We start from the raw sequence: 26712 nt of genomic DNA on the forward strand, positions 1-26712 counted from the left end.
GCAACCAACGCGCCAAACCCAAAACCGCATTCGCCACGGGATCCAAGATCCGCCACCCGGATTACCCGTTCAAGGCTGCATGACGGGGCACTAGGTGAGTGAGATGGACGCACTGCCGATGCATGATGGCCAATCGCCGGTTCTCGGACCGTAGATCACCCGATCGTGACCGTTGAGGGACCGGTGCGTGATGCCGCGTTGGAATGATGCAGCCATGCGTAGACAGGCCGCTCCAGGAATTCTGATCCTGCTGCTAGGGCTCCTCGCAGCATGCACCCCGCCTGACCAGCCGATTACGGCTTTGGCTATCCATGATGGTCAGCCGATGGGCGTCCTCGTCACGTGCCGCGGCCATTTCTCCCAGCTCGACGTTTACGAGCACGACAACAGGAGCGACCCGGACGACCAATCGCTGATCACATGGGGAGTCCACGGCCATCCGACCAGCGAGGTTGCAGAGGTCCTCCTATTCGGTCAGCCACCCGAAGGTTGGGAGGTCGACGGCCTCCACCAGATCCCTGGCTCCACCTGGGAGATCAAACCACTCACCGAGCTGAAGCCCGGGGTCAAGTACAGCCTCTCCGGGTCAAGTCGCTATAAGGCCATTCCCGTGGACTTCACCGTCGAGGACTTCGCGCGGATTGGCCCAGACGACGTGCTGGCACCGGCCGGTCGCAAAGCGATGAAGATCATGCCGCGGGAGACCTTCGTACGCAAGGCCCGGAAAGGCTGCGACTGAACCGCGACTGAAGGTGGTGACCGTCGGCGGTCGTCTTCGGCCTTGCGCCTAGCGGCCGACACGTGGTGACCGGCGGCCAGACCGGGGAACCATCGGGCAGGTCCAGGTCCCTTAATTAGGTATGGGCTTGCTTCGCAGAGCGGAACCCGCCGGCTACGAGGGCTTCGTCGCCAGCCGGTACCGCGAGATCGTTCGCTTCGGCGCGCTGCTGACCGGTGACGGCCGGCTGGGCGAAGACCTCGCCCAGGAGGGTCTGATCGCGGCCTATCGGTCGTGGCATCGGTTGGGCGTGCCGGACGGGCGACCGGAGGCGTACGTCCGGCAGGTGATGGTCCGTACCGCGATGCGGGCCAGGCGTCGGCGCTGGCGCGACGAGGTGCCGACAGAGGAGCTGCCAGACGCGTCTCGTCGTGGCTTCGCGGATCAGTCGGATCTCAGCGTGCAGGTGCTCGCCAGTCTGCGCCGGTTGCCCGTCGACCAGCGGGTGGTGCTCGTGTTGCGTTTCTGGGCCGACGCCTCCGAGGCCGAGGTGGCGCAGACCCTCGGCGTTGCGGTGGGAACGGTCAAGAGCCGCACGTCCCGTGCCCTGGCGGCGCTGCGCGCCAGCGGTCTATTCGTCGAATCTTCCAAGGAGACGCCGTGAATCCCACCCACGTCAGCGAACTACTCGAACGCGCAGCCGCCTCCGTGACGCCGGCCGAGACCGATCCCGCCTCCCGGCTGGTCAGCCTCGGGCGGCGCAGCGTGCAGCGCCGTCGCCGTGCCTGGGGAACTGCCGGCTCTGTCGCCGTCGCGGCCGCGGTCGCGGCCGTCGTGGCCCTGCCCCTCACAACGACGGCCCCGGACCGGTCCGAGGCCGCCGGGGCGCCCGGGACCACGGTGAGCCTGGGTGGCCTGTCGGTCGCCGTCCCGGAGGGCTGGCGGACGAGCGAGGTCACGACCTTCGACCCCTGCATCGCCGAGCCGCACACTGTCTACCTCGCCGCGCGGTGGGGTTCCCCCCGGGCCACGCAGCCCAGGTCTAAGTGCCCGTCAGAAGGTCAAGCGTGGATCGCTCTCGTGCAGGACGCCGTTCCCCGGTACGTCAACCCGGAGCGGCTGGTGGTCAAGGACGGGCAGTTGCTCCAAGTCGCGGAGGACATTACGCAGTCCCAGTGGACCTACCGCGCCTTCAATGAGGAGACCATGGCGACGGGAGTCTTCATCTCGGGTGACGCGAAGGGTCGCGAGCAGCTGCTCAAGCGCGTCACCTGGCCCGCCGGACCGGCGGCTCCGGCCTCCGGCGGCCTGATGTTGCCCGATCGCATCACCAGCGCCGTCAGCGAGGACGCGGGCCCCATGGTCACCGCGACGGACGCCAAGACGCTGACCCGGATCCGGGCAGCCCTCACCGAGCTGCGCGACCCCGTGCCCGCACATGAGGAATGCACGCTACAGGTGCCCGGTGCGGTCGGAATCGCCTTCGACGGCGTCACAGTGGTGCTGGGTGACGCAACGTGCCCGCAGGCGATCTCGACCGGCGGCGGTCGCGTCCGGGTGCCGGCCGGGCTGGGCAAGGAACTGCTCGACCTCATCGTGGCGAGCGACCGCGCCGCGGCCAGGCGTGCCACCAAGGATTGACCGAACTACTCCCGCCCGTCGGCGTGAGACCTCGAAGACCAGCCCCTGACGCGGCGATGTAGGCATCGTCGATTGATCGTTTTGCCACACGGCGGTCCCGAGCGGAGTGCCTCGCCGCGCTCGCCGATTGGCGCCTGCCGACGGAGTTCCTGGCCCGGGAGGTGCTGTTCACCGAGGCCACCGCCGGTGCCTAAACGGTGCTGCGCCGATTGCCGCTGGCCGCACCCGACGCGGGACGTGACGCGACGAGTGGCCGGGCCTGAGCGGACCAGGTCAGGCGAACGGGCCGTCCGGAAACAGTAATCGGTAGATCACGAGCGGCCCCATGCACACCAGGAAGAGCAGGGCGAGCAGCGCCACGATGCCGGCCAGCACGGAGATCAGGACCGCCACGTGCGCGCGGACGGGTCCGGGAGGAGCGGGTGCCCGGCGGCCGGTCTCGCGGACCAACCAGTCTGCCGCCGACGCGGCGGCGGGGACCGGCTCGACGTGATCGAGCCGCAGCCCGTGACGGGAAGCCGAGTCGAGCAGGTCGTCCGGCGCAGCCTCGCTCTCCCAGGCCGGCGAGACGGCGCTCCACCCGCCGCGGAGCCGCCGTCCGTCGTACGTCAGCACGGGGTGGGTCCCGGCCCGGTCGCCGTCGCCAGGAAGGTACGAGACCGTAACCCGGGGAGCCCCGTCAGCATCCTGCCCGAACCAGAGGTCGAACCCGTCGACCCGCTGGCACAGCTCATCGACGAAGAGGCGCTCGGCGGCGGTCGGCTCCCGGTCGGTCACGGCGTGATCATGCCAGTGGCGATCAGGCGGGCCGCAGACCGGCGAGCGGAGCAGCCGGCCACCGGTCGGGAGTGACCTTGCCCACCCTCTTGACGGGCCACGCGTAGGGGCAGGTCATCCGCCGTTACCCGGTAGTTAAAGTGGGGGTGCGAAGTCGCTCTCCGACCGGGGTGCGGCTTCGTAGTGCTTCACGGGGATCCGTGGAGCCCAGCCGTTCCGACGTTCTCCGGGCCAACCGAATCGGGACGACTGCACCCCCACCGCCCGACCGGCGCGTCCGGCGGGCCAACCCGGAACGGAGTTACGCCACGCCATGAGCGTGACTACGCAGGATCCTGCTGCCCCGGTCGAGTCGGCGGAACCCGCCGAGCGCGGCCGCCTCGACCGCTTCTTCGAGATCACCCGCCGTGGCTCGACCGTCAAGCGCGAGGTGCTCGCCGGGATCACCACCTTCGCGACGATGGCCTACATCGTCGTGCTCAACCCGCTGATCATCGGTACCGCGCCGGACAAGGACGGCAACCTGCTCGGCATCGCACCGGTCGCCGGGGTCACCTGCCTCGTCGCGGCGGTCATGACGATCATGATGGGCGTCGTCGGCCGGGTGCCGTTCGCCGTGGCGACCGGCCTGGGCCTGAACGCGTTCGTCGCGTACGCCGTTGCCTCCCAGATGACCTGGGCCGAGGCGATGGGCCTGGTGGTGATCGAGGGTCTGATCATCACCGTGCTGGTGCTGACCGGCTTCCGGAAGGCCGTCTTCCGGGCCATCCCGGCCTCGCTGAAGGCGGCCATCGCCGCTGGTATCGGTCTGTTCATCGCCATGATCGGCTTCGTCGACGGCGGTCTGGTCCGGCGGGTGCCGGACGCGGCCGGCACCACCGTCCCGGTGCAGCTCGGCGGCGACGGCACGCTGCGCGGCTGGACCACGGTCGTCTTCCTGGTCGGCCTGCTGGTCACCGGCATCCTGGTGGCCCGCAAGGTGAAGGCCGGCGTCCTGATCGGCATCGTGGCGACCACCGTCGTCGCGGTGATCGTCAACGCCCTCGCCAAGCCCGGCCCGGCGTTCGTCGACGGCAAGCCCAACCCGGCGGGCTGGCGGCTCAACGTGCCGACCCTGCCCGATCCGCTGGTCAAGGCGCCCGACCTGCACCTGGTCGGCAACGTGTCGTTCAGCTCGTTCGCCCACGTCGGCGTGATGACCGCGCTGCTGCTGGTGTTCACCCTGGTGCTCGCCGACTTCTTCGACGTGATGGGCACGACCGTGGGACTGGCCAAGCAGGCCGGCCTGACCACCAAGGACGGCACCGACATGCCCCGACTGGGCAAGGTGCTCTTCGTCGACGGCGTCGCCGCGGTCGCCGGTGGCGCGGGCAGCGCCTCCTCGGCCACCACGTACGTCGAGTCCTCCTCGGGCATCGCGGACGGTGGGCGTACCGGCCTGACCAGCGTGGTCACCGGCGTGCTCTTCCTCGGCGCGCTGCTGCTCACCCCGCTGGTGTCGCTGGTGCCGAGCGAGGCCGCCGGCCCGGCGCTGGTGATCGTCGGCGCGCTGATGATCCGCCAGGTCAAGGAGATCGACTTCACCGACGTGGGCGTCGCGGTTCCGGCCTTCCTCACCATGACCCTGATGCCGTTCACCTACTCGATCACCAACGGCATCGGCGCCGGCTTCGTGAGCTGGGTGGCGATCCGGGTGGCCCAGGGCAAGGCGCGCCAGATCCACCCGCTGATGTGGGCGGTCTCCGCCGCGTTCGTGGTCTATTTCGGCATCAACCTGGTCAAGGCCGTCACCGGCGTCAGCTGACCGGTCCACGCCGCGCCCCCGTCGCCCCCGGCCCGAGGCGGCGGGGGCGCGGCGTATCCGGATCATGGGTTAGAGTGCCGTCGCGCGGAACACGCGACCGTCGTGGGCGCAGGGAGATGAGGCCATGGATCGCCATGAGCTTCCTTCCTCGTACCCTCTTCCGGGTCGCGCGCGCTGACCGACCGCGACCCGGGTCGCTCCACGACCTTGGAGAATCGCGTTGTCCTTTTCCGACCTGACCACCGACCGACTCGTGCTGCGCCCGTGGCCCGCCGAGGAGGCCGCCCTCGCCGCCGCCGGTGACCGCTGCCCGCACTGGGCGGCGGACTTCCCCAGCGAGGCCGACCGCATGATCGCCGGCCGGCTCACCCGCGAGCCGGAACGGCCGCACGGGCACTATCTGATGATCGAACGGGAAACCGGCCTGACCGTCGGCGCCATTGGCCTGTTCTGGCCGCCCACCGACGGTGCCGTCGAGTTCGGCTACGGCGTCGCCCCGTCCCGGCGCCGCCGCGGCTACACCACGGAGGCGGCCCGAGCCCTCGTTGCGTTCGCCCTCGCCCTGCCCGGGGTGTCCCAGGTGTACGCCAACGTGGACCCGGCCAACGTGGCCTCGGTCCGGGTGCTGGTGAAGGCCGGCCTGCGCCTCACCGGCACCGTGGCCACCGACGAGGGGCCGTTGCACCGGTACGTCGCCGAGTAGCGCGGGACCGACCCGGCTTGAGACTTTGGGTGCGTTTGTTGTCGCTCCAGCGACGACAAACGCACCCAAAGGAGTGCATCGCCGCCGGGCGCGGCCGGGAGACGCTGCCCGTCCCGACGCCGGGGCGCGACGCTCGTTGTACCGATACACGACGGGGGAGCACGGCATGAGCTACGCGGACGTCAACGGGGTGCGGCTCTGGTACGAGGTGCACGGGACCGGCCAGCCGCTGGTGCTGCTGCACGGCGGCTACGGCGCGGTGGAGATGTTCCAGCCGATCCTGCCCGCCCTCGCCGCTCGCCGCCGGGTGATCGCCGTCGACCTGCAGGGGCACGGCCGCACCGCCGACGTGGACCGGCCGCTGCGGTACGAGTCGATGGCCGACGACATCGCCGCGCTACTGCGGCACCTCGACCTGCCGCAGGCCGACCTGATGGGCTACTCGCTCGGCGGCGGGGTGGCCGTGCGTACCGCGATCCAGCACCCGGCCCTGGTCCGCCGCCTGGTGCTGGTCTCCACGCCGTGCCGGCGGCGCGGCTGGTACCCGGAGGTGCTGGCCGCGATGGCGGCCCAGGACGAGCGGGTCGCCGAGCAGATGCGCGGCACCCCGCCGCACGAGCTCTACCTGCGTCTGGCACCGCGCCCGCAGGACTGGCCGACGCTCTGGGCCAAGACCGGTGAGCTGCTGCGCCGCGACTACGACTGGTCCGCCGAGGTGGCCGCGCTCGCCCTGCCGGTGCTCCTGGTCTTCGCCGACGCCGACTCGGTCCCGGTCAGCCACATGGCGGAGTTCTTCGGGCTGCTCGGCGGCGGGCACCGGGACGCCGGCTGGGACGGCACCGACCGGCCGGCGTCCCGGCTGGCCGTGCTGCCCGGCCTGACCCACTACGACATCGTCGGGTCACCGGCGCTGCCCGAGGCCGCCCTGCCGTTCCTCACCCACGAGGTCCGCGCGCCCGCCTGACGCCCAACGCGTCAGGGGAGGCGGCGGGTGAGCCAGCGCAGCAGAGCGTCGCCCTGGGCACGCTGGAACGCCCGTACCGTGGGGATGCCGGGCGGCGGCGGCAGCCGGGCCCCGTCGAGGAAGAACCCGGTGAACCCGGCCAGTACGCCGGTCAGGTCGGCCGGATCCACTCCGGCAGCGAGCGGCAGGTCGCGCAGCAACGCCTCGGGGTCGTGCCCGCCGTAGACCTGCACGTTGACCAGGATCATCAGGCTGTCCAGCCACACCGGCCCCCGGCAAGCCCATGGCCAGTCCACCACGCTGACCCTGCCGTCGGGGCCGATCAGCAGGTTGTCGGCGCGGATGTCGAGGTGGCACAGCGTCTCGCCGGTCAGCGCCGCCAGCCCCCGGTCGGCGGCGGCGCACAGTTCCGGCAGCCGGGCCCGGGCCCACGGGTCCAGGTCGGTCGGCGGGTCCGCGGCGATCCGCCGCCAGCCGGCGAAGTCTGGCGCGAGCTGGGCGGCGGCGGTGGGCGCCACCGCGACCGACGCCGGCGTGAGCGCCGCGGCCATGGTCTCCAGGGTGGACAGCACCGCCGTCAGCTCGCCGGCCGCCCAGGGCGTCACCGGGTGCCGCCCCGCCACGTCGGTGAAGACCAGCGCCACCCAGTCGCCGTCGTCGTAGCTGCCGAGCAGCCGGGGCGCGGGCGCGGCCGGCGGCAGTGCGGCGGCGATCAGCGCCTCCGCCCGGTGCAGCCCGGGACTGCGGTCGTTCTGGGCCGGGCTGACCGCCTTGACGAAGGCGCGCCGGCCGCCGGCGGTACGCACCCGGTCGGCGGTGCCGGGGGAGAAGCCGCCCGACTGGGAGACGGCCTCCACCACCCGGTCGCCGAGGATCGCCTCCACCGCGGCCCGGACCCGGTCGGGCAGGTCCGTCCAGTGGATCCGGCGGTTCGTCGCGAGCGTCACGCTCCCACCGTGCGGCCAGGCGCCCGGCGCGGGCAAGCCGATTACCGTGCCGGAGCGGCGTACCGGAGGACGACGACGCCACTGTCGAAGGGGCGCGCCTCGACCAGGGTGAACCGGTGTGGCTCGAAGCCCCGGTCGGCCAGCTTGATGCCGCTGCCGGCCACGATCGGGTGCAGCTTGATCACCAGCTCGTCCACCTCGCCGAGGAGTTGGCCGGCGAGCTGCCCGCCGCCGCAGAGCCAGACGTCGCCGCCGGGCTGTTGCTTCAGCTCGCGGACGAAGGCCACCGGGTCACCGTCGACGATCTCGACCTGCGGGTCGTCCGCCGGCGGCAGCGAACGGGAGAAGACGTACTGCTTCAGGTGGGCGTACGGGCTGGTGACGCCGAGCTTCAGCCCGGGGTCGTAGGTGCCGCGGCCCATCACCAGGGCGTCGAAGCGGCCCTGCGGCGACTCGATGCCGAACTGGGGATGGGTGAACGCGGGGAAGGTCTGGGGCCATTCGGCGACCAGGTGGGCCAGCACGTCCGGCTCCAGCGGGAAGAAGTCGAACGACCCGTCGGGGGCGGCGATGAAGCCGTCGAGGGTGGCGGCGACGTAATACACGAGCTTGCGCAAACCTGCTCCGATGTTCGGCTCAACCACGACGGCCGTCGTGGTTGAGCAAGAATCTACTACACCTGTTGTGGTTGTTGCTAGGGTGTCGGCGTGGCCAGAAATCCGGAACGCCGCATGCTCCTCGCCGACGCCGGGCTGCGCGTGCTCGCCGCGGCCGGCGCGCGCGGGCTGACCCACCGCGCGGTCGACGCCGAGGCGGGCGTGCCGACCGGCACCGCCTCCAACTACTTCCCGTCCCGGGCCGCGCTGCTCGCCGGGCTCGCCGAGCGGATCTTCGAACGGATGGCGCCCGACCCGGCCGTGCTGGCCGACCTCGGCCGGCGCGAGCCGTCCCTCGCCCTGGTGGCCGACTATCTGCGGTACATCGTCGAGCGCACCACCCGCGAGCCGGACCTCACCCGGGCCCTGTTCGAGCTGCGGCTGGAGGCGTCCCGCCGCCCCGAGTTGCGGCGCGCGCTCGGCGACGTGCTCCGCCGGGGGTACGCCGACGACGTGGCCTTCCACGTCGCGGCCGGGCTGCCCGGCGGGGCCTTCGAGGTGGCCCTGCTGCACTACGCGGTGGACGGGCTCCTGCTCGACCTGCTCACCACGTCGATCGACGCCGGATTCGACGTCGATCAGGTGGTGTCCGCCCTGGTCTCCCGCCTGGTCGGCGCCGCCGGCTGACCGCCGTCCCAGGTGTGTCCACCGGCCCAGGGGGAAACCCCGGCAGGACGCCCCTGGGGAGGAGCGACGGATGACGGATGCCCCGGCACTGACCATCGGCGTGCTCGGCTCGTACGGCGGTCGCAACCTCGGCGACGAGGCGATTCTGACCGGCCTCCTGTCCGATCTGCGGCAGCTTGAGCCGAACGCCCGGATCATCGTGTTCTCCCGGAACCCGGCGCACACCGCGCTGGCCCATCCGGACGTGGAGGCGGTGCCCTGGGAGGGGGTCAGCCGGGCCGACTCGTCCATGCTGCTGGCCGAGCTCGACCTGCTCATCCTCGGCGGCGGCGGGATCCTCTACAACCGCGAGGCCCGCCGCTACCTGCGGGTGGTCCGGGTGGCCCAGGAGCGGGGCCTGCCGCTGCTCACCTACGCGGTGGGGGTCGGGCCGCTCAGCGACGGCATCGACACCGGGATGGTGCGCGAGACCCTGGCCGGGGCCGCCGAGGTGACCGTGCGGGACCAGGAGTCCCGGATGGTGCTGGAAGAGGCCGGGCTGCTGAACCCGATCACGGTCACCGCCGACCCGGCGTTCCTCCTGGAGCCGGAGGACTTCCCGGAGAGCTGGCTGCGCGAGGAGGGCGTCCCGGGTGGCAAGCGGCTGGTCGGGTTGAGCGTTCGCGAGCCGGGCCGGGCCGCCGAACGCCTCGACGTCGACGGCTACCACCGGCTGCTCGCCCAGATCGCCGACTTCCTGGTGCACCGGATCGACGCGTACGTGCTCTTCGTGCCGATGGAACGCGACGACATCCGGCACTCGCACGGGGTGATGTCGCACATGACCGCGTCGGAGCGGGGCCGGATCCTGCACGGTGACTACTCGCCGAGGCAGATCCTGGGCATGATGCGCCACCTCGACCTCGCGGTCGGCATGCGGCTGCACTTCCTGATCTTCGCCGCCATGATCGGCACGCCGTTCCTGCCCCTGCCGTACGCCGGAAAGGTCTTCGACCTGGCCCAGCGGCTCGGGGTGCCGGCGCTGCGCGGCGTGGAACGCGAGGTGGAGGGCCCGCTGCTGGCGGAGGTGGACCAGCTGTGGGACGAGCGGGAGGCGCGGGCCGACGAGACCGCCCGCCGGGTGGCCGAGGTGTGCGAGCAGGCCCGCGGCACCTCCCAGGTCACCCGGGGGGTGCTGGAGAGCATCCGGTCGCGCACCCTGACCCGGACCGGCGCCAGCTGAGCCGGCTCGTCGGGCCGGCGGGCCTCGTCCACCCCGGTGCCGGCCCCGGCCGTCGAGGGATCGACCCGAGTGGGGTCAGAGCGCCGGGCCGCGCCAGGCGTAGACCCACGGGCGGCCGCGGTGGTCGTCCGACTCCAGCTCGTAGATCTCCGCCTCGGCCAGCCCCTCCGGGCCGAGGCGATGGTGCGTCAGCGGCGGCCGGCCGTTGTCGTCCAGCTCGACGGTGACGGTCTCGCCGTCGGCCACGCCACCCACCAGGGGGATCTGCACCGTTCCTGCCATGCGCCCATCCTGCCCCGGAGGCCGCCGCGCCGCAGCGATAGCGGGGCAGCGGGCCGGGCCGCTGCGGGACTAGGGTCCGAGGATGGCGGACACGACGATCGACCCCACGCTCGGTCCGATCCTCGCCCGTACGGGCGACGAGCGGGCCGTGCTCGAATCGTTCCTCGACTTCCACCGGGCCATCGTGCTGCGCAAGGCGCGGGGCCTCGCCGACGCCGACGCGAGCCAACGCCTGGTGCCGTCCCTCACCACCCTCGCCGGCCTGCTCAAACACCTGGCCCTGGTGGAGCGGAACTGGCTCCCCTGCCTGTTCGCGCCTGAGCCGGGGGACGTCTACCTCACCACCGAGGAGGAAGCGGCGGCGAGCTTCACCCTCGAGCCCGGCGAGACCGTCGAGACCCTCGCGGCCGGGTACGAGGCGGCCTGCGCCCGGTCCCGGGCGATCGCCGCCCGGTTCGACCTGGACCACGTGGTGCCGCACCCGCAGCTCGGTGAGGTGTCGCTGCGCTGGGTGCTGGTACACCTGATCGAGGAGACGGCCCGGCACGCCGGGCACGCGGACATCCTGCGCGAGCTGACCGACGGCGCGACCGGGGCGATCTAGGGCGTGTCTCCCGGATCTCGTCGAGCCGAGACGAGGCCCAGGCGGCGATCCGGCAAGGCGCCGGGTCGTCCGGATACCGGTGTTGTATCCGGACGATTCGGCAACGCCGCGCCGTCTGGGCCCGTCGCAGGCCGGCGAAGACCCGGGAGACACGCCCTAGCGACGGTTCAGTCCCGGGGCAGCAGGCCGGGCGGATATTCCATCCCGTCGTGGGTGCAGGCGGCGGCGGCCACCCGGGCGGCGTACCGGGCCGCGTCGAGCGGGGACGCGCCGCCCAGCCGGGCGGCGATCAGGCCGGCCGCGAAGGCGTCTCCCGCGCCGTTGGTGTCCACCACCGAGGCGGGCGGGGTCGCCGCGGGCACCCGCACCGGCGTGTCCGGGCCGTGCAGGATCGCGCCGGCTGCCCCGCCGGTGACCAGCACGGTCCGGGGCGCCAGCCCCGCCGCCACCTTTCCGGCCCGCTCGCCCAGCCGCACGTCGCTCAGGAAGACCAGGTCGGCGACCTCGGCGAAGGGGCGGTGGTAGTCGTTCTCGCCGTCCCAGTCGTGCAGGTCGGTGGAGAGCGTCACGCCGGCCGCCAGGCTCGCGCGCAACCCCGGCAACGCGTCCCGCGCCCAGTCCATGATCGACACGTGCACGTGCCGCGCGTCGCCGGCCAGCGCGGCGAGCTCCGCCGGGGCGAACGGCGCCGGGCCGGACCACGGGCGCGGGTCGTAGAGGGACATCCGGCGGCCGGTCGGGTCGACCAGGTTGACCGATCGGCGGGTGCCGGTGGGCGCCTCGGCCAGCACGGCCCGTACCGAGGTGCGGGCCAGCGCGGCCCGGACCACGTCGCCGGCCGGGTCTGCGCCCAGCACGTCCACCAGCGCCACCCGCAGGCCCAGGGCGTGCGCGGCGAGCGCCACCCCGGCCCCGGTGTTGCCGATCCGCAGCTCGATCGGGGGTACCGTCAGCGAGTCGGCGGCCGGCAGCGGGAGCGCGGGCACCTGGGCACGGATGTCGACTCCCAGGCCACCGATCACGAGCAGATCGACCATGGCGGCGAGAGTAGTCGGTCCCGGCCGCCTATCCTGGCCTCGGGCGTCGTCGAGGGGGAGTGCGTGCTGGTCATCCACGGGCTGTGGCTGTCCGGCGTCGGGCTCGCCGTCTGGGCCGAGGACAGCACCCGCCCGGCCCGGGCCCCGCGCCGACCCGGCCGGGCGCCACGGGAGCGTCCGCACCCCTTCGCCGCCGACCACGCCACCCTCGCCGCCGCGCTCGGCGACCCGCCGGGCGAACCGGCGTCGGTGCTGCTCACCCTGCCCACCCGGGCCGGCTCGCCGATGGACTCCCCGGAGCTGGTCCGGACCACCGCCGGGGAACCGGTCCGTGGTCCGGTCACCCTCGCCGGGTGGCGGGTCCCCGCCCTGGCGTACGCCCCGGACGCCGCGCTCGCCCTGCTCGGCGCCCTCGAGGTGGGGGACGTGGTGCCGGGGGCGACCCTGCGCCACCTGGCCGAGCTGGCCGACTTCGCCGCCGACCTCGTCAGCCGCGGCCGGCTGCTGCCCGGTGTGGCCGACGTCGTCGCCGTGCCACCCGCCGACTCCGCGACGCGGACCCGGACCGGGCGGGGCGCGGTGGACGACCCGCGACCCCGGCGGCACCTGCGTCCGGTGGACCACTCCGACGTGGTCACCGCCCGGGCGGTCTGGCGGCCGCTGCTCACCGGCACGGACGCGGCCTGGGCGCGCTCGCTGGCCCTCGCCCTGCCCCCGGCCACCCGCGCCGCCGTCGAATGGGAGGTCACGCGGCCCGGGGCCGCGGCCGGTGCCGGCGGACCAGGGGAGCTGGTCGCCGAGGCGCTGGACGCGTTGACCGACGCCGCCGCCCGGGCCGCCCTGGCCGACACCCTGCTGCACCGGGGCATGCGCCCGGTCGGGCCGGTGCCCCGCTGGCTGGCCGCGCTCACCGGGCCGGAGCGCGCGTTCCACGCCGAGCCGGCCGCCCTGGACACCCTGCGGACCGAGCTGGACGCCTGGCAGCGCGACGCCGCCGGCGGCCGGGTACGGGCCGTCTTCCGGCTGGTCGAGCCGCCCGTCGACCCGGTGGCCGAGCTGGTCGAAGGGGGATCCTGGCGACTCGAGTTCGGCCTGCACCCCACCGACGAGCCGGGCCTGGTGGTCGACGCGGCGCGGATCTGGCGCGGGTCCGCCCCCGCCCTCGTCGACCACCGGATCGAGCCGCAGGAAACCCTCCTCGCCGAGCTGGGCCGGGCCAGCCGGCTCTGGCCGGACCTGGACGACGCGCTGCGGACCGCCGCGCCAGAGGGGATGGAGTTGGACGCGGACGGCGCGCACCGGTTCCTCCGGGAGGGTGCGCCGGTGCTGCACGCGGCCGGCTTCGGGGTGCTGCTGCCGTCCTGGTGGCGGCGGCCCTCGTCCCGCCTCGGCGCCCGACTGCGGGCGCGCAGCCGGAGCGCCCCCGCCACGGTCGCCGCCGCCGCGGCGGGCCTCGGGCTGGACGCCCTGGTCGACTACCGCTGGGAGGTGGCCCTCGGCGACCAGCCGCTGACCGCCGAGGAACTGGCCGCCCTGGCCGAGCTGAAGTCCCCGCTGGTCCGGTTGCGGGGCCGCTGGGTCGAGCTGGACCCGGACCGGCTCGCCGCCGGGCTGCGGCTGCTCCGCTCGGCCGGCGAGCTGACCGTGGCCGACCTGCTGCGGATGGGTCTGGCCGGCGCCGACCGCCCCGACGCGCTGCCGGTGCTGGAGGTGACCGCCGACGGGCCGTTGGGTGAGCTGCTGGCCGGGGAGGCGGAGCGGCGGCTCACCCCGGCCGACCCGCCACCGGGGTTCGCCGGGACGCTGCGGCCGTACCAGCGGCGCGGGCTGGCCTGGCTGGCGTTCCTCCAGTCGCTCGGGTTGGGCGGGATCCTCGCCGACGACATGGGGCTGGGCAAGACCGTGCAGCTGCTCGCGCTGCTCGCCGGGGACCCGCCGGAGGTCGGGCCCACGCTGCTGGTCTGTCCGATGTCGCTGGTCGGCAACTGGCAGCGGGAGGCAGCCCGGTTCACGCCCGGGTTGCGGGTCCACGTGCACCACGGGGCCGAGCGCGCCCGGGGTGAGGCGTTCGCCGCGGCGGTGCACGCCGCCGACCTGGTCCTCACCACCTACTCGGTGGCCGCCCGCGACGCGTACGACCTGGCCGGGATCGACTGGCACCGGGTGGTGGTGGACGAGGCGCAGGCGATCAAGAACGCCGCCACCCGGCAGGCCGAGGCGGTCCGGTCGCTGCCCGCGCGGCACCGGGTCGCGGTCACCGGTACGCCGGTGGAGAACCGGCTCGCCGACCTCTGGTCGATCATGCAGTTCGCCAACCCCGGCCTGCTCGGCCCGGCCGCCACCTTCCGGAAGAAGTTCGCCGAGCCGATCGAGCGGCACGGCGACGCCGAGGTGGCCGGGCGGCTGCGCCGGATCACCGGACCGTTCGTGCTGCGCCGGCTCAAGACCGACGCGTCGATCATCTCCGACCTGCCCGAGAAGCTGGAGATGGAGGTGCTCTGCAACCTCACCGCCGAGCAGGCCGCCCTCTACCGGGCGGTGGTCGACGACATGATGGCGAAGATCGAGTCCAGCGACGGGATGGAACGCCGCGGCCTGGTGCTGGCCACCATGACCCGGCTCAAGCAGGTCTGCAACCACCCCGCGCAGCTGCTGCACGACGGCTCGGCCCTGCCCGGCCGCTCCGGCAAGCTGGAACGGCTCGAGGAGATCGTCGACGAGGTGCTCGCGGCCGGGGAGAAGGTCCTGCTGTTCACCCAGTACGCCGAGTTCGGCGGGATGCTGCGCGGGCACCTGTCCGCCCGTACCGGCCGGGAGGTGCTCTACCTGCACGGCGGCGTCGGCAAGGCCGAGCGGGACGCCATGGTGACCCGGTTCCAGTCCCCGGACGGTCCGCCGCTGTTCGTCCTGTCGCTCAAGGCCGGCGGCACCGGGCTGACCCTCACCGCGGCGAACCACGTGGTGCATGTGGACCGCTGGTGGAACCCGGCCGTCGAGGACCAGGCCACCGACCGGGCGTTCCGCATCGGCCAACGCCGCCGGGTGCAGGTACGCAAGTTCGTGTGCGCCGGCACGGTCGAGGAGAAGGTGGCCGCGATGATCGCGGACAAGCGCAGCCTGGCCCAGCGGGTGGTGGGCAGCGGCGAGCAGTGGGTCACCGAGCTGTCCACCGACACCCTGCGTGAGCTGTTCGCGCTGGACGCCGGGGCGGTGGTGGAGTGACCACTCCGGACCGAGGGTCGCGGTTCGCCGAGTTCGGGCCGCCGCGCCGGGTCGAGGGCGGCCTGAAGGCGCGCAGCACCCGGGGCGCGATCGGCCGATCCTGGTGGTCCCGGCGCTTCCTGGAGGTGCTGGAGTCCTTCGCGCTCGGCACCCGGCTCACCCGGGGCCGGGCGTACGCGCGCCGGGGCCAGGTGCTCCGGCTCGACGTCGCCCCCGGGCTGGTGACCGCCAGCGTGCAGGGGTCACGGCCCAAGCCGTACCCGGTGCGGATCGGGTTGGCGGCGTACCCGGACGAGGTCTGGGACCGGCTCGAGGCGGACCTGGCCGGGCAGGCGTTCTTCAGCGCCCGGCTGCTCGCCGGCGACCTGCCGTCCGAGTTGGAGGAGCTCTTCGCCGAGGCGGAGGCGCCCCTCTTCCCGGCCGGCGTGGCCGAGCTGGAGCAGCACTGCGGCTGCCCTGACTTCGCCGTCCCGTGCAAGCACCTGGCGGCCACCTTCTACCTGCTGGCCGAGGCGTTCGACGCCGACCCGTTCCGGCTCCTGCACTGGCGCGGCCGGAGCCGGGCCGAGCTGCTCGACCGGCTGCGTACCCTGCGGGGCGTCGCCGCGAGCGCGGACGGCGCACCGGCCGAGCAGGCGGTGGTGCCGGGCGCACCGGCCGGCCCGGCGGATGCCGGTGCCGGGCCCGCGGCGGCGGAACCTGCCGTGGCCGGCGCGGGGCGGGTGCTCGGCGGCCTGCCGGCGGCCGAGCTGGCCGACGCGCTGGACCGGTTCTGGCTGCCTCCGGCGCCGTTGCCCGACCGGCCACCCACCCTGGCGACCGGACCGGAGCTGCTGCTGCGCCAGCTCGCCCCGCCGGGGGCCGCGATCGGCGGGCCCGGCCTGGTCGAGCGGCTACGGCGGGCCTACCGGGAGTTCGGCCGGCCCCGACCGGCGACGGACCCGGACGCCTCGGCGCGCTGATCCCCGGCGTCCGGTCTCCCGGCCCGCAGGGTGCGATCGGCGCGGTCATAGCCAGCGTCGCCGGAAATGCCACATGAGCCCGGCGTTGGCCAGCAGCACCACGGCGCAGATCGCGCCGGCCAGCCGGCCGGCCAGTACGGTCATCGCCGGCAGCGAGGCCCACAGCACGATCGTCAACAGCATCAGATAGCGGCCTCGGCGGCCCCGGGCCCGGTGATCGAGCCGGGCGAAGAACTGCGGGTCGCTCTCCCGCAGCTGGCGGGTGATCTGTTCGAACCTGCGCTGATCCTCTTTGCTGAGCATGGCGGTGCCTTCCCCTCACGGCTTCAGCGGTCCCGCGGCATACCCGCAACGGAGGCGGGTCACGCGCTGCTCCTGCCGCCACTTCGATCAAAGTCGGGCGGGTAGGCAGCTTCCGGTCGGACGACCTCAGCGCAGGCCTGCCCGGGGGTTACGTTCCGCGGTGCCTCCGAACGGCCCAACAGCGTCGCCGCGGGCGAAAACGTGAGGTCCCGGCCGCCGCGGCGACAACGTTCGTGAGCAACGGGCGGCGGGGCACGGTGGGCGGCCGGGTCGGCCGGGCGGGGGTAGGTCAGCGGAGGGGACGGTGGGTGGTGTTGGGGCGGGAGCCGGTGGGGCGGGGTCGGCCGGGGCGGGAGCCCCAGGGCCGGGTGCCGGCCCAGCGGCGCGGGCGGCGGCGGTGCGGTGCTGGTTCGGTGCCGCCGGTGTGGCGGGCCGCGTCATCACTGGACATGGTCAACCCCCGCTCTGGCGCGAGCGCGCCGTCACCCGGGTCCAACGAGTCCGGCACCGGGGAGGACGCTGCCCGCGGTCAGCAGCCGCGGCGGGGTAGGGGGAGTTGGCCCGGGAGCAGATCGGAGGTGAGCGTGACGCCGGCCGCCCGTAGCGCCTCGATCAGCGCGTTCTGCACCAGATAGGAGTCGGGGAGCTGCCAGCGCGCCTGCTCGGGGGCGACCGCCCAGCGCACCGTCCCCTCGGGCAGCCGGGTCGGCGGTGCCGGGATCCAGGAGCCGCCGCCGTGCCGGATCACGTGGAAGCAGTGCTCGAGTTCCGGCCGGAGCGGGTCGCCGCGGCGGACCAGGAACATCCAGCGGCCGGTGGGGGTGACCAGGACCGGCCCGCGTACGCCGAAGCCGGCCGGGTGGGTCGCGAGCGTGTCCAGGACCCGTCGGCCGAGGTGGGCCGCGACCTCGAGTACGTCGAACGCGCGCCCGGTAGGCAGCAGCACCCCGTGCGGGCGGCTGCGCCACCAGGTGGCCACCCGCGCCGGGTCGGCGCTCGCCGCGTGCTCCCAGTTCTCCAGGGCCGGGTGGCAGCCGCTGGTGGGGCAGCCGGCCCGTCCGCAGACGAAGCGGCTGTTGGCCAGGCAGGCGCCGGGTGTCACCTCCCAGCCGTGGACGGCGTAGCGGACGGCGACCCGGCGCAGCCGGACCCGTTCCAGGGGCGACAGGTGAGCCACGCGTGGTCCGACATTCCCCCACATGTGTGCCACATCCCCTCTCGTCCGCACTGGATGGTCCACGTCGCACGTCGAACGCCGTCACTGCCGTAACCCGCGGTCGTTGAGTTGACGAACGGCTGATGCAACTTGCACGGAAACTACGAGGACTGGCCGTACGGCTGACGTACAGAGTGTGCGACCAGGGAAAACCTGAGAACCGACCGGTCGTTGCGACCGTCGACCGGGGTAGCTCAGCCGGACGTGGGCAGGGGGAGGGATGGCGAGATGGACGAACTACCCATAGGCCGCCGGGTGGCGTACTGGCGGGGGCGGCGCAAGATGTCCCAACAGGTCTTCGCCGACCGGCTCGGCAAGTCCAAGAGCTGGGTGGACAAGGTGGAACGCGGAGTCCGGCGGCTGGACAAGTTCTCCGTCCTCTACGAGATCGCCGACATTCTCCAGGTCGACGTCCAACTGCTCCTCGGCAAGGACCCGGAGCGGCGCACCGACACCCTCAACTGCATCGACCAGGTCGAGGTCGAGGAGATCCGGGCCGCGCTGGAGCGGTACGACTCGATGACCGCCTACTTCGACGCGGCGCCGTACCCGCCCCCGCTGGCGGACATGCGCAAGGCGGTCAACCACGCCTGGCTCACCTACCAGTACGGCCGCTACGGGATGCTCACCCGCGCCCTGCCGAAGCTGCTGCGCGACGCCCAGGCCGCCGACGCCGGCTACGCCGACGAGCAGGCCCGGGACGCCGCCCACCTGCTCGGGCAGGTCTACCAGATCGCCTCCTCGGTGCTCCGCAAGCTCGGCGAGTGCGACCTGGCCTGGCTGGCCGCCGACCGCTCGATGGCGGTCGCCCAGCGGGCCGACGACCAGTTGCTGGCGGGTGTCGCCACCACCCGGGTCTGCAACGCGCTGGCGGCCATGGGCCGGTCCCGGCCGGCGCTGGAACTCAACGTCAACATCGCCAACCGGCTGGCCCCCGGCACCGGCGACGCCAGCCCGGAGCAGCTCTCCGTCTACGGCATGCTGCTGCTCCAGGGTGCGATGGCCGCCGCCCGCATCGGCGACTCCGCGACGGTGGACGACCTGCTCAACGGGGCCCAGGAGGCGGCCACCCTGCTGGGCAGCGACCAGAACCACTACTGGACCTCGTTCGGCCCGACCAACCTCGAGCTGCACCGGGCCGCCGCCGCCGTCGAACTCGGCGACGGGGGCCGGGCGGTGGAGATCCACCAGCGGATCCCCGAGCCGGCGTTCAACGCGCTGCTGCCCGAGCGGCGCGCGCACCACCTGCTCGACATCGCCCGCGGCTACGCCCAGATCGGTGACGTCGCCAACGCGGGTGAGATGCTGCTGCTCGGTGACCGGCTCGCCCCGTCCGAGATCCGCTGCCGGCCGATCGCCCACGAGGTGATGTCCGACGTGCTCCGTCGCACACGGGGTACGCCGCCTCCGCCGATCGGGGAGTTGGCTGAGCACATGGGAGTCGGAGTATGAGCGGATGAACAGTCCGCATCTCAGCCACCGGCGCCGTCGGGTGCTCTACGTGATCGCCTGCGGCTCGCCGCTGGCCCGCAACGTCGGCCGGTTGGTCGACCTCGCCCAGCAGGACGGCTGGGACGTCTGCGTGGTCACCACCCCCGACGGTGCCAAGTTCGTCGACCGCGCGTCGCTGGCCCGGCAGACCGGGCACCCGGTACGCACCCACTACAAGAACCCGGGCGACCCGGACGTGCTGCCCCCGGCGGACGCGATGCTGGTCTGCCCGGCGACGGTCAACACCGTCAACAAGTGGGCGGCCGGCATCGCCGACACGCTCGCCCTGGGGCTGCTGATCGAGGCGCAGGGGCTCGGGGTGCCGATCGCGGCCGTCCCGTACACCAATTCGGCGATGGCCGCGCACCCGGCGTTCCGGGCCAGCCTGGACCGGCTGCGTGAGTGGGGGGTGCGGATGGTCTTCGGCGACCACGTCGTACCGCTGCACCCGCCGGGTACCGGTGAGCGGCACGCGGACGTGTTCCCCTGGGAGGTCGGCCTCGCGGCGCTGCGCGGCACGCCACGCCCGGCCGCCCCGGTCGGCTGAGCCGGCCCCGACGTGCCGAGGGGGCAGCTCGCGCCGGCCCGTGCCGGCCGCACCGGCCCCCGGCCACCGGCGAGCGGATGACGGGCGACCCGTGGGCCGCAGGTTCCGTCTGCCGCCGGACCGGGCCGGGACGCCGGTAAGCTGGCCGGCCGTGAGCACAACCGGATCCCCGCCCACCGTCGCCGACGTGGTGGCCGTGTTGGACCGCCGCTACCCGCCCGCGTGGGCTGAGGAGTGGGACCGGGTCGGCCTGGTGCTCGGCGAGCCCAGCACCCCGGTACGCCGGATCGCCTGCGTGGTCGACGTGGTCCCGGAGACGGTGGACGAGGCGCTCGCCGCCGGTGCCGACCTGATCGTCGCGCACCACCCGCTGCTGCTGCGCGGGGTCTCGTCGGTCGCCGCCACCACGTACAAGGGGCGCATCGTCCACCGGATGATCAAGGCGGACGTGGCGCTGTACGTGGCGCACACCAACGCCGACGTGGCCGATCCGGGCGTCTCCGACGCGCTCGCCGCCCGGTTCGGGCTGGCCGGGCTGCGCCCGCTGCACCGGCCCCGGCCGGGGTCACCCGCCGACGGCCCGGGGCGGGGCATCGGCCGGATCGGCGCGCTGCCCGCCCCGATGACCCTGGCCGAGCTGACCCGGCACGCGGCCGCCGTGCTCCCCGCCACCGCCTGGGGAGTTCGCGCCGCCGGGGATCCCGGGCGTATGGTTCGTACCCTTGCCGTCAGCGGAGGCTCGGGGGACAGCTTCCTCGCCGAGGCGACCGCCGCCGGGGTGGACGCGTTCCTCACCGCGGACCTGCGCCACCACCCCGCCGGTGAGCACCTCGCCGCCGGCGGCCCGGCCCTGCTGGACGCCGCCCACTGGGCGACCGAACGACCCTGGCTGGACGACCTGGCCGCCCACCTGCGGGACGAGCTGGGCGTCGAGACCGTGGTGTCCGACCTGGACACCGACCCGTGGACCGTGCACGCCGCCGCACCCGACCGGACGACAAGGAGTCCCGACCGTGAAGGCTGATCCGAAGGTGCAGCGCCGGCTGCTCGACCTGCAGGCGATCGACACCGCCCTCGCCCAGCTCGCCCACCGCCGCCGGTCGTTGCCCGAGCGGGCCGAGCTGGAGGCCCTCGCCCGCGAGCTCTCCGCGCTGGAGGACGAGCGGGTCCGGGCGCAGGTGGCCGTCGACGACCTGGACCGGGACATCGCCCGGCTGGAGAAGGACGTCGACCAGGTACGCGCCCGCAAGAGCAAGGACGAGGCGCGGCTCGCGTCCGGCAGCGGGCCGGCCCGGGAGTTGGAGGCGATCCAGCACGAACTGGCCTCGCTGAACCGCCGGCAGAGCGACCTGGAGGACGCCGAGCTGGAGCTGATGGAGCAGCGGGAGACCGCGCAGGGGGCGCTCGACGGCGTCGAGCGGCGGATCGCCGAGGCCCGGGACCGGCGGGCCGCCGCCGAGCAGCGGCGCGACGAGAGCCTGGCCGAGATCGCCAAGGAGGAGGAGTTCAAGCGCGGCGCCCGCCAGCCGCTCGCCGGCGACCTCCCGGCCGACCTGGTCGCCCTCTACGACCGGATCCGCGAGGACACCGGGCTCGGGGCCGCGCTGCTCACCGCCGGCCGCTGCGGCGGCTGCCGGCTGGAGCTCTCCGGCGCCGACGTGGCCCGGATCCGCAAGGCCGACCCGGACGAGGTGGTGCGCTGCGAGGAGTGCCGGCGGATCATGGTCCGGACCGCCGAGTCGGGTCTCTGACCGCCGTGGCGGTGCGTGCGGTCGTCGTCGAGGCCGACGGCGGGTCCCGGGGCAACCCGGGGCCGGCCGGCTACGGCGCGGTGGTCCGGGACCCGGCGACCGGCGAGGTGCTGGCCGAGCGGTCCGAGGCGATCGGCACCGCCACCAACAACGTCGCCGAGTACCGGGGCCTGATCGCCGGGCTGGAGGCCGCCGCCGAACTGGGCGCGGCCGAGGTCGAGGCCCGGATGGACTCGAAGCTCGTGGTCGAGCAGATGTGCGGCCGCTGGCAGATCAAGAACCCGGGGTTGCGGCCGCTCGCCGCGCAGGCCGCCGGCCTGGTGGCCCGGTTCGCGGCCGTCCGGTTCACCTGGGTGCCCCGGGAGCGTAACCAGCACGCCGACGCGCTGGCCAACGCGGCGATGGACGCCGCCGCCGGGATGGCGCCGGCCCGGCCGGTCGTCGCCACGCCCCGCATCGTGGAGCCGCCACGCGAGGTCGCCGGCCCCGACGCGGCCACCCGGGCCGCGGCCCGCGAGGTCGCCGCCCGCGCCGCCATCGACCGGGCCACCGGCACCGACCCGGCCACCACGCCGGCCTCCTGGGAACCGCGCCCGACCGAGAGCGCCACCCGGCTGATCCTGGTCAGGCACGGCGAGACCGAGCGCACCGTGCAGAAGCAGTACTCCGGTCGCGGTGACGTCCCGCTGACCGATCGGGGCCGGGCCCAGGCCCGGGCCACCGCCGCTCGGGTGGCCGCCCTCGCGCCGTCCGTCGCGGCCGTGGTCAGCTCGCCCCTGTCCCGCTGTACGGCCACCGCCGAGGCGATCGCCGCCGTGGTCGGGAACCCACCGGTACGTACCGACGACGACCTCGTCGAGTGCGACTTCGGGGTCTGGGAGGGGCGGACCTTCGCCGAGGTGCGCGCTGACTGGTCGGGGGAGCTGGACGCCTGGCTCGCCTCCACCCGGGTCGCCCCGCCCGAGGGGGAGTCGTTCGCCGCGGTCGCCGAGCGGACCGGCCGGGCGGTCGAGCGGCTGCGTACGGCGTACCCCGGGGAGACCGTCGCGGTGGTCTCCCACGTCTCGCCGATCAAGCTGGTGCTGCGCGACGCCCTCGCGGCCGGCGACGCCTTCCTGCACCGGCTCTACCTGGACACCGCGGGCGTCTCGGTGCTCGACCTGTACCCGGACGGCGGCGTCGCGGTCCGGTCGGTCAACGACACCGCTCACCTGACCGCCCACTGACCACGGCGGCTCCGGTTCGGCGCGTCGGGCGCCGGTGACTGGAGTCGCCGCCGGCCGTCCGTCCGTTCGGCTCCGCCGTTCGGCGCATCCGGGTGTCCGCTCGGCGCATCGCCCGTGTCCGGCTGAACGTGACCGGGCTCACAGGGTCGTAGCCTCCGGCCGTCACATGGCGAGTTACGACTTCCCGGAGGTGTGTCACATGGCTGCACCCGTGCCGGAGGCGCCGACGACGGCGCGATCCAGGGCGAAGGACCACAGTCCCTGGAACTGGTTGCTCTTCATACCGATCGTGGTGCCGCTCATCCCGGCCTTCTTCAACGCCGACTCACCCCGGATCTTCGGGTTCCCGCGCTTCTACTGGCTGCAGCTGGCCTGGATCCTGCTCGGCGTCGGCACCACCACGCTCGTCTACCAGATGACGAAGAAGCGGGCAGGTGAACGGTGAGCGCGAGGAGTGAGCCGGGCCTGCGAGCCCCGCAGTCGCGAACGAAGGTGGTTCAGTGATGTGGCGGGACCACCTGACCGAGATCATCGTCTTCACCGTCCTCTTCCTGCTGGTCAGCGCGATGGGCTTCGTGGCGGCCCGGTGGCGGGCGCCGCGCGACATGGCGCACCTGGACGAGTGGGGGCTGGGCGGGCGCAGCTTCGGCGGCTGGATCACCTGGTTCCTGGTCGGCGGTGACCTCTACACCGCGTACACCTTCGTGGCGGTGCCGGCGCTGATCTTCGGGGCCGGCGCGGCCGGGTTCTTCGCGGTGCCGTACACGATCGTCATCTACCCGATGGTGTTCCTGGTGCTCTGCCGGCTGTGGTCGGTGTCGCACCGGCACGGCTTCGTCACCCCGGCCGACTTCGTCCGCAGCCGGTTCGACTCGCCGGTCCTGGCGCTGCTGGTCGCGATCACCGGCATCGTGGCGACCATGCCGTACATCGCGCTGCAGCTGGTCGGCATCGAGGCGGTGCTGAAGACGATGGGGGTCACCGGGGAGAGCGTTCTGGCCCGGCACCTGCCGATCATCATCGCGTTCGCCATCCTGGCGGCCTACACCTACCAGTCGGGGCTGCGCGCGCCGGCGCTGATCGCCTTCGTCAAGGACTCGCTGATCTACATCGTGATCCTGGTGGCGGTCTTCTACCTGCCCTACAAGCTCGGCGGCTGGGGCAGCATCTTCGACGCGGCGGACGCGAAGTTCCAGGCCTCCCCGGCGCCGGGTGACGGCATCCTGCTCAACGCCAACAACCAACTCCAGTACGTCACCCTGGCGTTCGGCTCGGCGCTGGCGCTCTTCCTCTATCCACACAGCATCACCGGCGTGCTGGCCAGCCGGAACCGGGACGTGATCAAGCGGAACATGTCCGCGCTGCCGGCCTACAGCCTGCTGCTCGGGCTGATCGCGCTGCTCGGCTACATGGCCATCGCGGCGAAGGTGACGCCGCTGGCGGGGACCAAGGAGGGCAGCTTCGACACCAACACCATCGTGCCGAGGCTCTTCGACGCGCAGTTCCCGGACTGGTTCGCCGGGGTCGCGTACGCCGCCATCGGCATCGGTGCGCTGGTGCCGGCGGCGATCATGTCGATCGCGGCCGCGAACCTGTTCACCCGCAACATCTACAAGGAGTACTTCAAGCGGGACGCGACCCCGGCGCAGGAGGCGAACGTCTCGAAGATCACCTCGCTGGTGGTGAAGGTCGGCGCGGTCGCCTGCATCGTCTTCCTCGACCCGCAGTTCTCCATCGACCTGCAGCTCATCGGCGGCGTGATCATCCTCCAGACGCTGCCGGCGGTGGCGCTGGGGCTCTACACCCGCTGGTTCCACCGCGGGGCGCTGATCGCCGGCTGGGCGGCCGGCATGGCGCTCGGCATGTGGATGCTCTACCAGATCGGGAATCAGGCGACCGGCAAGAAGCACTTCGCCGGTTCGGCCTTCCCGCTCTCCGAGTTCGGCTTCGACACCAAGAAGACGATTTACGTCGGGATCGTCGCGGTGCTGGTCAACCTGGCCGTCGCCGCGCTGCTCACGCTGGTGCTGCGGGCCGGCAAGGTGGCCGACGGGGCGGACGGCACCACCCCGGACGACTACTTCGCCGACGAGGGCGACGCCCGGGTCACCCCCGGCGCCACCCGCGACGCCGACTCCGCCCCGGAGCCGGTCGCCTGAGCTCCCCCGAGGCCCCCGGTCGCCCCCGCAGGCGGCCGGGGGCCTCGCCGTGCCGTCAGCGGCGTCGGTTGCGCGACTCCAGCGCCTCGTTGAGGCGGCGCAGCAACTCCGCGAGGGTGTCCCGGTCGCCGGCGGTCCAGTCGGCGAGGATGTCGCCGTAGAGCCGGGTGCGGGCCGTCTGGACGGCGGCCATCCGCTGCAGCCCGGCCTGGGTGGGGGAGATCACCGTGCCCCGCCCGTCGGCCGGGTCCGGCGTACGGACGATCAGGCCGTCCCGCTGCATGGCGGAGACCTGCCGGGTGACCGTGGAGCCGTCCAGGTTCAGCCGCGCGGCCAGCGCCGAGACGTTCTGCGGGCCGGCGCTGTCCAGGTGCCGCAGGATCACGTACGCCGCCCGGTCCAGCACCCGGTGCTCGGCCGTGCCGGTGGCCCGGCGGGTCGCCTCGCCCAGCCGCATCAGCAGCGCGATCTCGGTCTCGATCCGACCGAGGGTGGCCTCGTCCTGAGCCGGTCCGGTCGTGTGGTCGTCCCTCATAGCTGTATGATACAACCGAATTACCTGTACGATACAGCTATCTGGGAGGCGGAGTGGATCGGCGATCCGAACCCAACCGCAGTGCCATCTACGCCACCACGCTGGTGGCCTTCCTCGCCATCGCCGGCATCGCCGTGGTGGACCCGATCCTGCCGGCCATCGGCGAGGCGATCGGGGTCACCGCCTGGCAGGTCGAACTGCTGTTCACCGCGTACATCGCGGTGATGGCCGTCGGCATGATCCCGGCGACCCTGGCCAGCGGGAAGTTCGGTTTCAAACCGGTGCTCGTCACCGGCGTCTCGGTGGTCGGCCTGGCCGCGATCCTCGCGTCGTTCAGCAACGACATCGTGCAGCTCTCGGCGCTGCGCGGCGTGTGGGGCCTGGGCAACGCCATGTTCTTCGCCACCGCGATGGTGGTGCTGGTCAACCTCGCCAACGACCGGGAATGGGTGGTCGGCCTCTTCGAGACCGCGCTCGGCCTCGGCTTCGCCGTCGGCCCGCTGATCGGCGGCCTGCTCGGCGAGGTGAGCTGGCGGCTGCCGTTCTTCGTCTGCGGCGTGTTCATGGTGCTCGCGCTGGGCGTGGCGGCGCGCAAGCTCCGCGAGCCGGCCCGCCGGCAGGCCCCGGTACGCCTCGGCCAGATCTTCTCGACCTACCGCAAGCCGGCGTTCATCACCCTCTGCGTGGTCACCGCCGCGTACAACTTCGTCTTCTTCGTGGTGCTCGGCTACACGCCGCTCTTCCTGCACCTCGACGTCATCCCGCTGGGGCTGGCCTTCACCGGCTGGGGCCTCGGCCTGGCCGCCGGCATCCTGCTGATCGGCCACCGGCTGGCGCACCGGATCGGCGCGGTGCAGACCGTCGGCGTGGCCATCGCCGGCCTGCTGGTCTGCATGGTCCTCTTCGCCACCTCGTCCGGCACCACCGAGTCGCTGGTGGTGCTGGTGCTGTCCGGCCTGTTCATGGGGCTGGCCAACGCCAACCTCACCGACCTGGCGCTCGGCCTCGGCTCCGCCGACCGGCGGGTCGCCACCGGCGCGTTCAACCTGGTCCGCTGGGGCGCCGCCGCGCCGGCCCCGATCATCTCCGGCAAGCTCGCCGAGCACGGGCTGGCCCTGCCGTTCTGGGTCGGCTTCGGGGTGCTCGCCGTCGGCGTGCTGGTCTACCTCGCCTTCGCGCACGTGATGGCCGCCGGCTACGGCGAGCGCGTGCTCTGGTCCCGGTGGAACAGGGCCGCCCGCGGCGCCGAGCACACGCCGGAGGAGCCGGTCGGCGAGGCGTACTGAGCCACTGTCCCTCCTGGTCGAACCGCCCCGGC

Annotated in this window: 26 protein-coding genes and 3 pseudogenes; 21 read left to right on the forward strand and 8 right to left on the reverse strand. The window is 73.3% G+C overall.

The features are described from left to right. The 4 genes and pseudogenes from ACFYML_RS21245 to ACFYML_RS21260 form a co-directional block, all read left to right on the forward strand. Positions 1-83: pseudogene (locus ACFYML_RS21245) on the forward strand (transposase); the annotation flags it as partial. A 131-nt stretch (positions 84-214) separates the two neighbouring features. Continuing rightward, a complete protein-coding gene (locus tag ACFYML_RS21250) occupies positions 215-739 on the forward strand; it encodes a hypothetical protein (protein ID WP_387422292.1) in 525 nt (174 codons plus the stop codon). A 127-nt stretch (positions 740-866) separates the two neighbouring features. Next, positions 867-1382 carry a SigE family RNA polymerase sigma factor gene (locus ACFYML_RS21255; protein ID WP_387422293.1) on the forward strand — a complete coding sequence of 172 codons (516 nt, stop codon included), beginning with the start codon at positions 867-869 and terminating at the stop codon, positions 1380-1382. Next, positions 1379-2359, forward strand: coding sequence for a hypothetical protein (locus ACFYML_RS21260; protein WP_387422294.1), 981 nt, complete (start codon positions 1379-1381; stop codon positions 2357-2359). Before ACFYML_RS21255 ends, ACFYML_RS21260 begins: the two co-directional genes overlap by 4 nt. A 273-nt stretch (positions 2360-2632) precedes the next feature. On the opposite strand, the gene ACFYML_RS21265 is transcribed toward ACFYML_RS21260, so the two are convergent. Continuing rightward, the gene (locus ACFYML_RS21265) at positions 2633-3136 is read right to left on the reverse strand and encodes a hypothetical protein (RefSeq protein ID WP_387422295.1); all 504 of its coding nucleotides are present in this window, start codon (positions 3134-3136) and stop codon (positions 2633-2635) included. Positions 3137-3449: 313 nt separating this feature from the next. On the opposite strand from ACFYML_RS21265, the gene ACFYML_RS21270 reads away from it, so the two are divergent. The 3 genes from ACFYML_RS21270 to ACFYML_RS21280 all read left to right on the forward strand — a co-directional run bounded on the left by ACFYML_RS21270 (position 3450) and on the right by ACFYML_RS21280 (position 6607). After that, positions 3450-4940: an NCS2 family permease gene (locus ACFYML_RS21270; protein WP_387422296.1), complete on the forward strand. Its 1491-nt coding sequence runs from the start codon at positions 3450-3452 to the stop codon at positions 4938-4940. 220 nt (positions 4941-5160) lie between these two features. Continuing rightward, positions 5161-5643, forward strand: a complete 483-nt coding sequence (locus ACFYML_RS21275) for a GNAT family N-acetyltransferase (protein ID WP_387422297.1) — start codon at positions 5161-5163, stop codon at positions 5641-5643. A 166-nt stretch (positions 5644-5809) separates the two neighbouring features. Next, on the forward strand, positions 5810-6607 hold the full coding sequence (locus tag ACFYML_RS21280) for an alpha/beta fold hydrolase (RefSeq protein WP_387422298.1): 798 nt from the start codon (positions 5810-5812) through the stop codon (positions 6605-6607). A gap of 11 nt (positions 6608-6618) precedes the next feature. On the opposite strand, the gene ACFYML_RS21285 is transcribed toward ACFYML_RS21280, so the two are convergent. Further along, positions 6619-7554 (reverse strand): phosphotransferase family protein, encoded by a 936-nt coding sequence (locus ACFYML_RS21285; RefSeq protein WP_387422299.1) that lies wholly within the window; start codon positions 7552-7554, stop codon positions 6619-6621. 41 nt (positions 7555-7595) lie between these two features. Next, the gene (locus ACFYML_RS21290; RefSeq protein ID WP_387422300.1) at positions 7596-8171 is read right to left on the reverse strand and encodes a dihydrofolate reductase family protein; all 576 of its coding nucleotides are present in this window, start codon (positions 8169-8171) and stop codon (positions 7596-7598) included. Positions 8172-8261: 90 nt separating this feature from the next. Here ACFYML_RS21290 and ACFYML_RS21295 point away from each other — a divergent pair, with 90 nt between their 5' ends. Then, entirely contained in the window at positions 8262-8837 is a 576-nt protein-coding gene (locus ACFYML_RS21295) for a TetR/AcrR family transcriptional regulator (protein ID WP_387422301.1), read from the forward strand. Positions 8838-8907: 70 nt separating this feature from the next. Continuing rightward, positions 8908-10059, forward strand: coding sequence for a polysaccharide pyruvyl transferase family protein (locus tag ACFYML_RS21300; protein WP_387422302.1), 1152 nt, complete (start codon positions 8908-8910; stop codon positions 10057-10059). Between the two features lie 75 nt (positions 10060-10134). Here ACFYML_RS21300 and ACFYML_RS21305 read toward each other — a convergent pair whose 3' ends face one another. Next, a complete protein-coding gene (locus ACFYML_RS21305) occupies positions 10135-10341 on the reverse strand; it encodes a hypothetical protein (protein WP_073833716.1) in 207 nt (68 codons plus the stop codon). An 82-nt stretch (positions 10342-10423) separates the two neighbouring features. On the opposite strand from ACFYML_RS21305, the gene ACFYML_RS21310 reads away from it, so the two are divergent. Further along, the gene (locus ACFYML_RS21310) at positions 10424-10945 is read left to right on the forward strand and encodes a DinB family protein (protein WP_387422303.1); all 522 of its coding nucleotides are present in this window, start codon (positions 10424-10426) and stop codon (positions 10943-10945) included. Positions 10946-11112: 167 nt separating this feature from the next. Here the strand turns inward: ACFYML_RS21310 and ACFYML_RS21315 are convergent, their stop codons facing one another. Continuing rightward, positions 11113-11982, reverse strand: a complete 870-nt coding sequence (locus ACFYML_RS21315) for a carbohydrate kinase family protein (RefSeq protein WP_387422304.1) — start codon at positions 11980-11982, stop codon at positions 11113-11115. A gap of 63 nt (positions 11983-12045) precedes the next feature. On the opposite strand from ACFYML_RS21315, the pseudogene ACFYML_RS21320 reads away from it, so the two are divergent. From ACFYML_RS21320 to ACFYML_RS21330, 3 genes and pseudogenes are all read left to right on the forward strand, one after another. Beyond that, positions 12046-12502 (forward strand): annotated as a pseudogene (locus ACFYML_RS21320) (ATP-dependent helicase); the annotation flags it as partial. Between the two features lie 116 nt (positions 12503-12618). Beyond that, a pseudogene (locus ACFYML_RS21325) lies at positions 12619-15204 on the forward strand (DEAD/DEAH box helicase); the annotation flags it as partial. Further along, positions 15201-16166, forward strand: a complete 966-nt coding sequence (locus ACFYML_RS21330; RefSeq protein ID WP_387422305.1) for a hypothetical protein — start codon at positions 15201-15203, stop codon at positions 16164-16166. The pseudogene ACFYML_RS21325 and the gene ACFYML_RS21330, both read left to right, overlap by 4 nt. Before the next feature lie 45 nt (positions 16167-16211). On the opposite strand, the gene ACFYML_RS21335 is transcribed toward ACFYML_RS21330, so the two are convergent. Both ACFYML_RS21335 and ACFYML_RS21340 read right to left on the reverse strand, forming a co-directional pair. Further along, positions 16212-16469 carry a DUF3040 domain-containing protein gene (locus ACFYML_RS21335; protein ID WP_073833711.1) on the reverse strand — a complete coding sequence of 86 codons (258 nt, stop codon included), beginning with the start codon at positions 16467-16469 and terminating at the stop codon, positions 16212-16214. A gap of 529 nt (positions 16470-16998) precedes the next feature. Next, positions 16999-17670 (reverse strand): bifunctional DNA primase/polymerase, encoded by a 672-nt coding sequence (locus ACFYML_RS21340; RefSeq protein ID WP_357434916.1) that lies wholly within the window; start codon positions 17668-17670, stop codon positions 16999-17001. Positions 17671-17913: 243 nt separating this feature from the next. Here ACFYML_RS21340 and ACFYML_RS21345 point away from each other — a divergent pair, with 243 nt between their 5' ends. The 7 genes from ACFYML_RS21345 to mctP all read left to right on the forward strand — a co-directional run bounded on the left by ACFYML_RS21345 (position 17914) and on the right by mctP (position 24859). Continuing rightward, the gene (locus tag ACFYML_RS21345) at positions 17914-19137 is read left to right on the forward strand and encodes a helix-turn-helix domain-containing protein (RefSeq protein WP_387272369.1); all 1224 of its coding nucleotides are present in this window, start codon (positions 17914-17916) and stop codon (positions 19135-19137) included. A 4-nt stretch (positions 19138-19141) separates the two neighbouring features. Next, positions 19142-19723 (forward strand): flavoprotein, encoded by a 582-nt coding sequence (locus tag ACFYML_RS21350; RefSeq protein ID WP_387422306.1) that lies wholly within the window; start codon positions 19142-19144, stop codon positions 19721-19723. Positions 19724-19874: 151 nt separating this feature from the next. After that, positions 19875-20747 carry a Nif3-like dinuclear metal center hexameric protein gene (locus tag ACFYML_RS21355; RefSeq protein ID WP_387422307.1) on the forward strand — a complete coding sequence of 291 codons (873 nt, stop codon included), beginning with the start codon at positions 19875-19877 and terminating at the stop codon, positions 20745-20747. Then, positions 20737-21474, forward strand: a complete 738-nt coding sequence (locus ACFYML_RS21360; RefSeq protein WP_387422308.1) for a zinc ribbon domain-containing protein — start codon at positions 20737-20739, stop codon at positions 21472-21474. The genes ACFYML_RS21355 and ACFYML_RS21360 overlap by 11 nt, the downstream gene beginning before the upstream one ends. Before the next feature lie 5 nt (positions 21475-21479). Next, complete coding sequence (locus ACFYML_RS21365) at positions 21480-22700, forward strand: bifunctional RNase H/acid phosphatase (RefSeq protein ID WP_387422309.1); 1221 nt, start codon at positions 21480-21482, stop codon at positions 22698-22700. Between the two features lie 199 nt (positions 22701-22899). Then, complete coding sequence (locus ACFYML_RS21370; protein WP_387422310.1) at positions 22900-23145, forward strand: DUF3311 domain-containing protein; 246 nt, start codon at positions 22900-22902, stop codon at positions 23143-23145. Positions 23146-23203: 58 nt separating this feature from the next. Further along, a complete protein-coding gene (gene mctP, locus ACFYML_RS21375; protein ID WP_387422311.1) occupies positions 23204-24859 on the forward strand; it encodes a monocarboxylate uptake permease MctP in 1656 nt (551 codons plus the stop codon). Positions 24860-24914: 55 nt separating this feature from the next. Here mctP and ACFYML_RS21380 read toward each other — a convergent pair whose 3' ends face one another. Further along, on the reverse strand, positions 24915-25394 hold the full coding sequence (locus tag ACFYML_RS21380; protein WP_387422312.1) for a MarR family winged helix-turn-helix transcriptional regulator: 480 nt from the start codon (positions 25392-25394) through the stop codon (positions 24915-24917). 53 nt (positions 25395-25447) lie between these two features. Between ACFYML_RS21380 and ACFYML_RS21385 the strand changes: the two genes are divergently transcribed. Next, a complete protein-coding gene (locus ACFYML_RS21385; protein WP_387422313.1) occupies positions 25448-26680 on the forward strand; it encodes an MFS transporter in 1233 nt (410 codons plus the stop codon). Positions 26681-26712 lie beyond the last annotated feature (32 nt).

It is taken from the genome of Micromonospora sp. NPDC007230, from assembly GCF_042869115.1.
Classification (GTDB): domain Bacteria; phylum Actinomycetota; class Actinomycetes; order Mycobacteriales; family Micromonosporaceae; genus Micromonospora.

What these genes read in the sequence shown, in the direction of transcription:
- ACFYML_RS21250 (WP_387422292.1), top strand. Translation starts at nt 215, where the DNA reads ATGCGTAGACAGGCCGCTCCAGGAATTCTGATCCTGCTGCTAGGGCTC.
- ACFYML_RS21270 (WP_387422296.1), top strand. Translation starts at nt 3,450, where the DNA reads ATGAGCGTGACTACGCAGGATCCTGCTGCCCCGGTCGAGTCGGCGGAA.
- ACFYML_RS21280 (WP_387422298.1), top strand. Translation starts at nt 5,810, where the DNA reads ATGAGCTACGCGGACGTCAACGGGGTGCGGCTCTGGTACGAGGTGCAC.
- ACFYML_RS21300 (WP_387422302.1), top strand. Translation starts at nt 8,908, where the DNA reads ATGACGGATGCCCCGGCACTGACCATCGGCGTGCTCGGCTCGTACGGC.
- ACFYML_RS21305 (WP_073833716.1), bottom strand. Translation starts at nt 10,341, where the DNA reads ATGGCAGGAACGGTGCAGATCCCCCTGGTGGGTGGCGTGGCCGACGGC.
- ACFYML_RS21310 (WP_387422303.1), top strand. Translation starts at nt 10,424, where the DNA reads ATGGCGGACACGACGATCGACCCCACGCTCGGTCCGATCCTCGCCCGT.
- ACFYML_RS21315 (WP_387422304.1), bottom strand. Translation starts at nt 11,982, where the DNA reads ATGGTCGATCTGCTCGTGATCGGTGGCCTGGGAGTCGACATCCGTGCC.
- ACFYML_RS21335 (WP_073833711.1), bottom strand. Translation starts at nt 16,469, where the DNA reads ATGCTCAGCAAAGAGGATCAGCGCAGGTTCGAACAGATCACCCGCCAG.
- ACFYML_RS21340 (WP_357434916.1), bottom strand. Translation starts at nt 17,670, where the DNA reads ATGTGGGGGAATGTCGGACCACGCGTGGCTCACCTGTCGCCCCTGGAA.
- ACFYML_RS21345 (WP_387272369.1), top strand. Translation starts at nt 17,914, where the DNA reads ATGGACGAACTACCCATAGGCCGCCGGGTGGCGTACTGGCGGGGGCGG.
- ACFYML_RS21350 (WP_387422306.1), top strand. Translation starts at nt 19,142, where the DNA reads ATGAACAGTCCGCATCTCAGCCACCGGCGCCGTCGGGTGCTCTACGTG.
- ACFYML_RS21370 (WP_387422310.1), top strand. Translation starts at nt 22,900, where the DNA reads ATGGCTGCACCCGTGCCGGAGGCGCCGACGACGGCGCGATCCAGGGCG.
- mctP (WP_387422311.1), top strand. Translation starts at nt 23,204, where the DNA reads ATGTGGCGGGACCACCTGACCGAGATCATCGTCTTCACCGTCCTCTTC.
- ACFYML_RS21380 (WP_387422312.1), bottom strand. Translation starts at nt 25,394, where the DNA reads ATGAGGGACGACCACACGACCGGACCGGCTCAGGACGAGGCCACCCTC.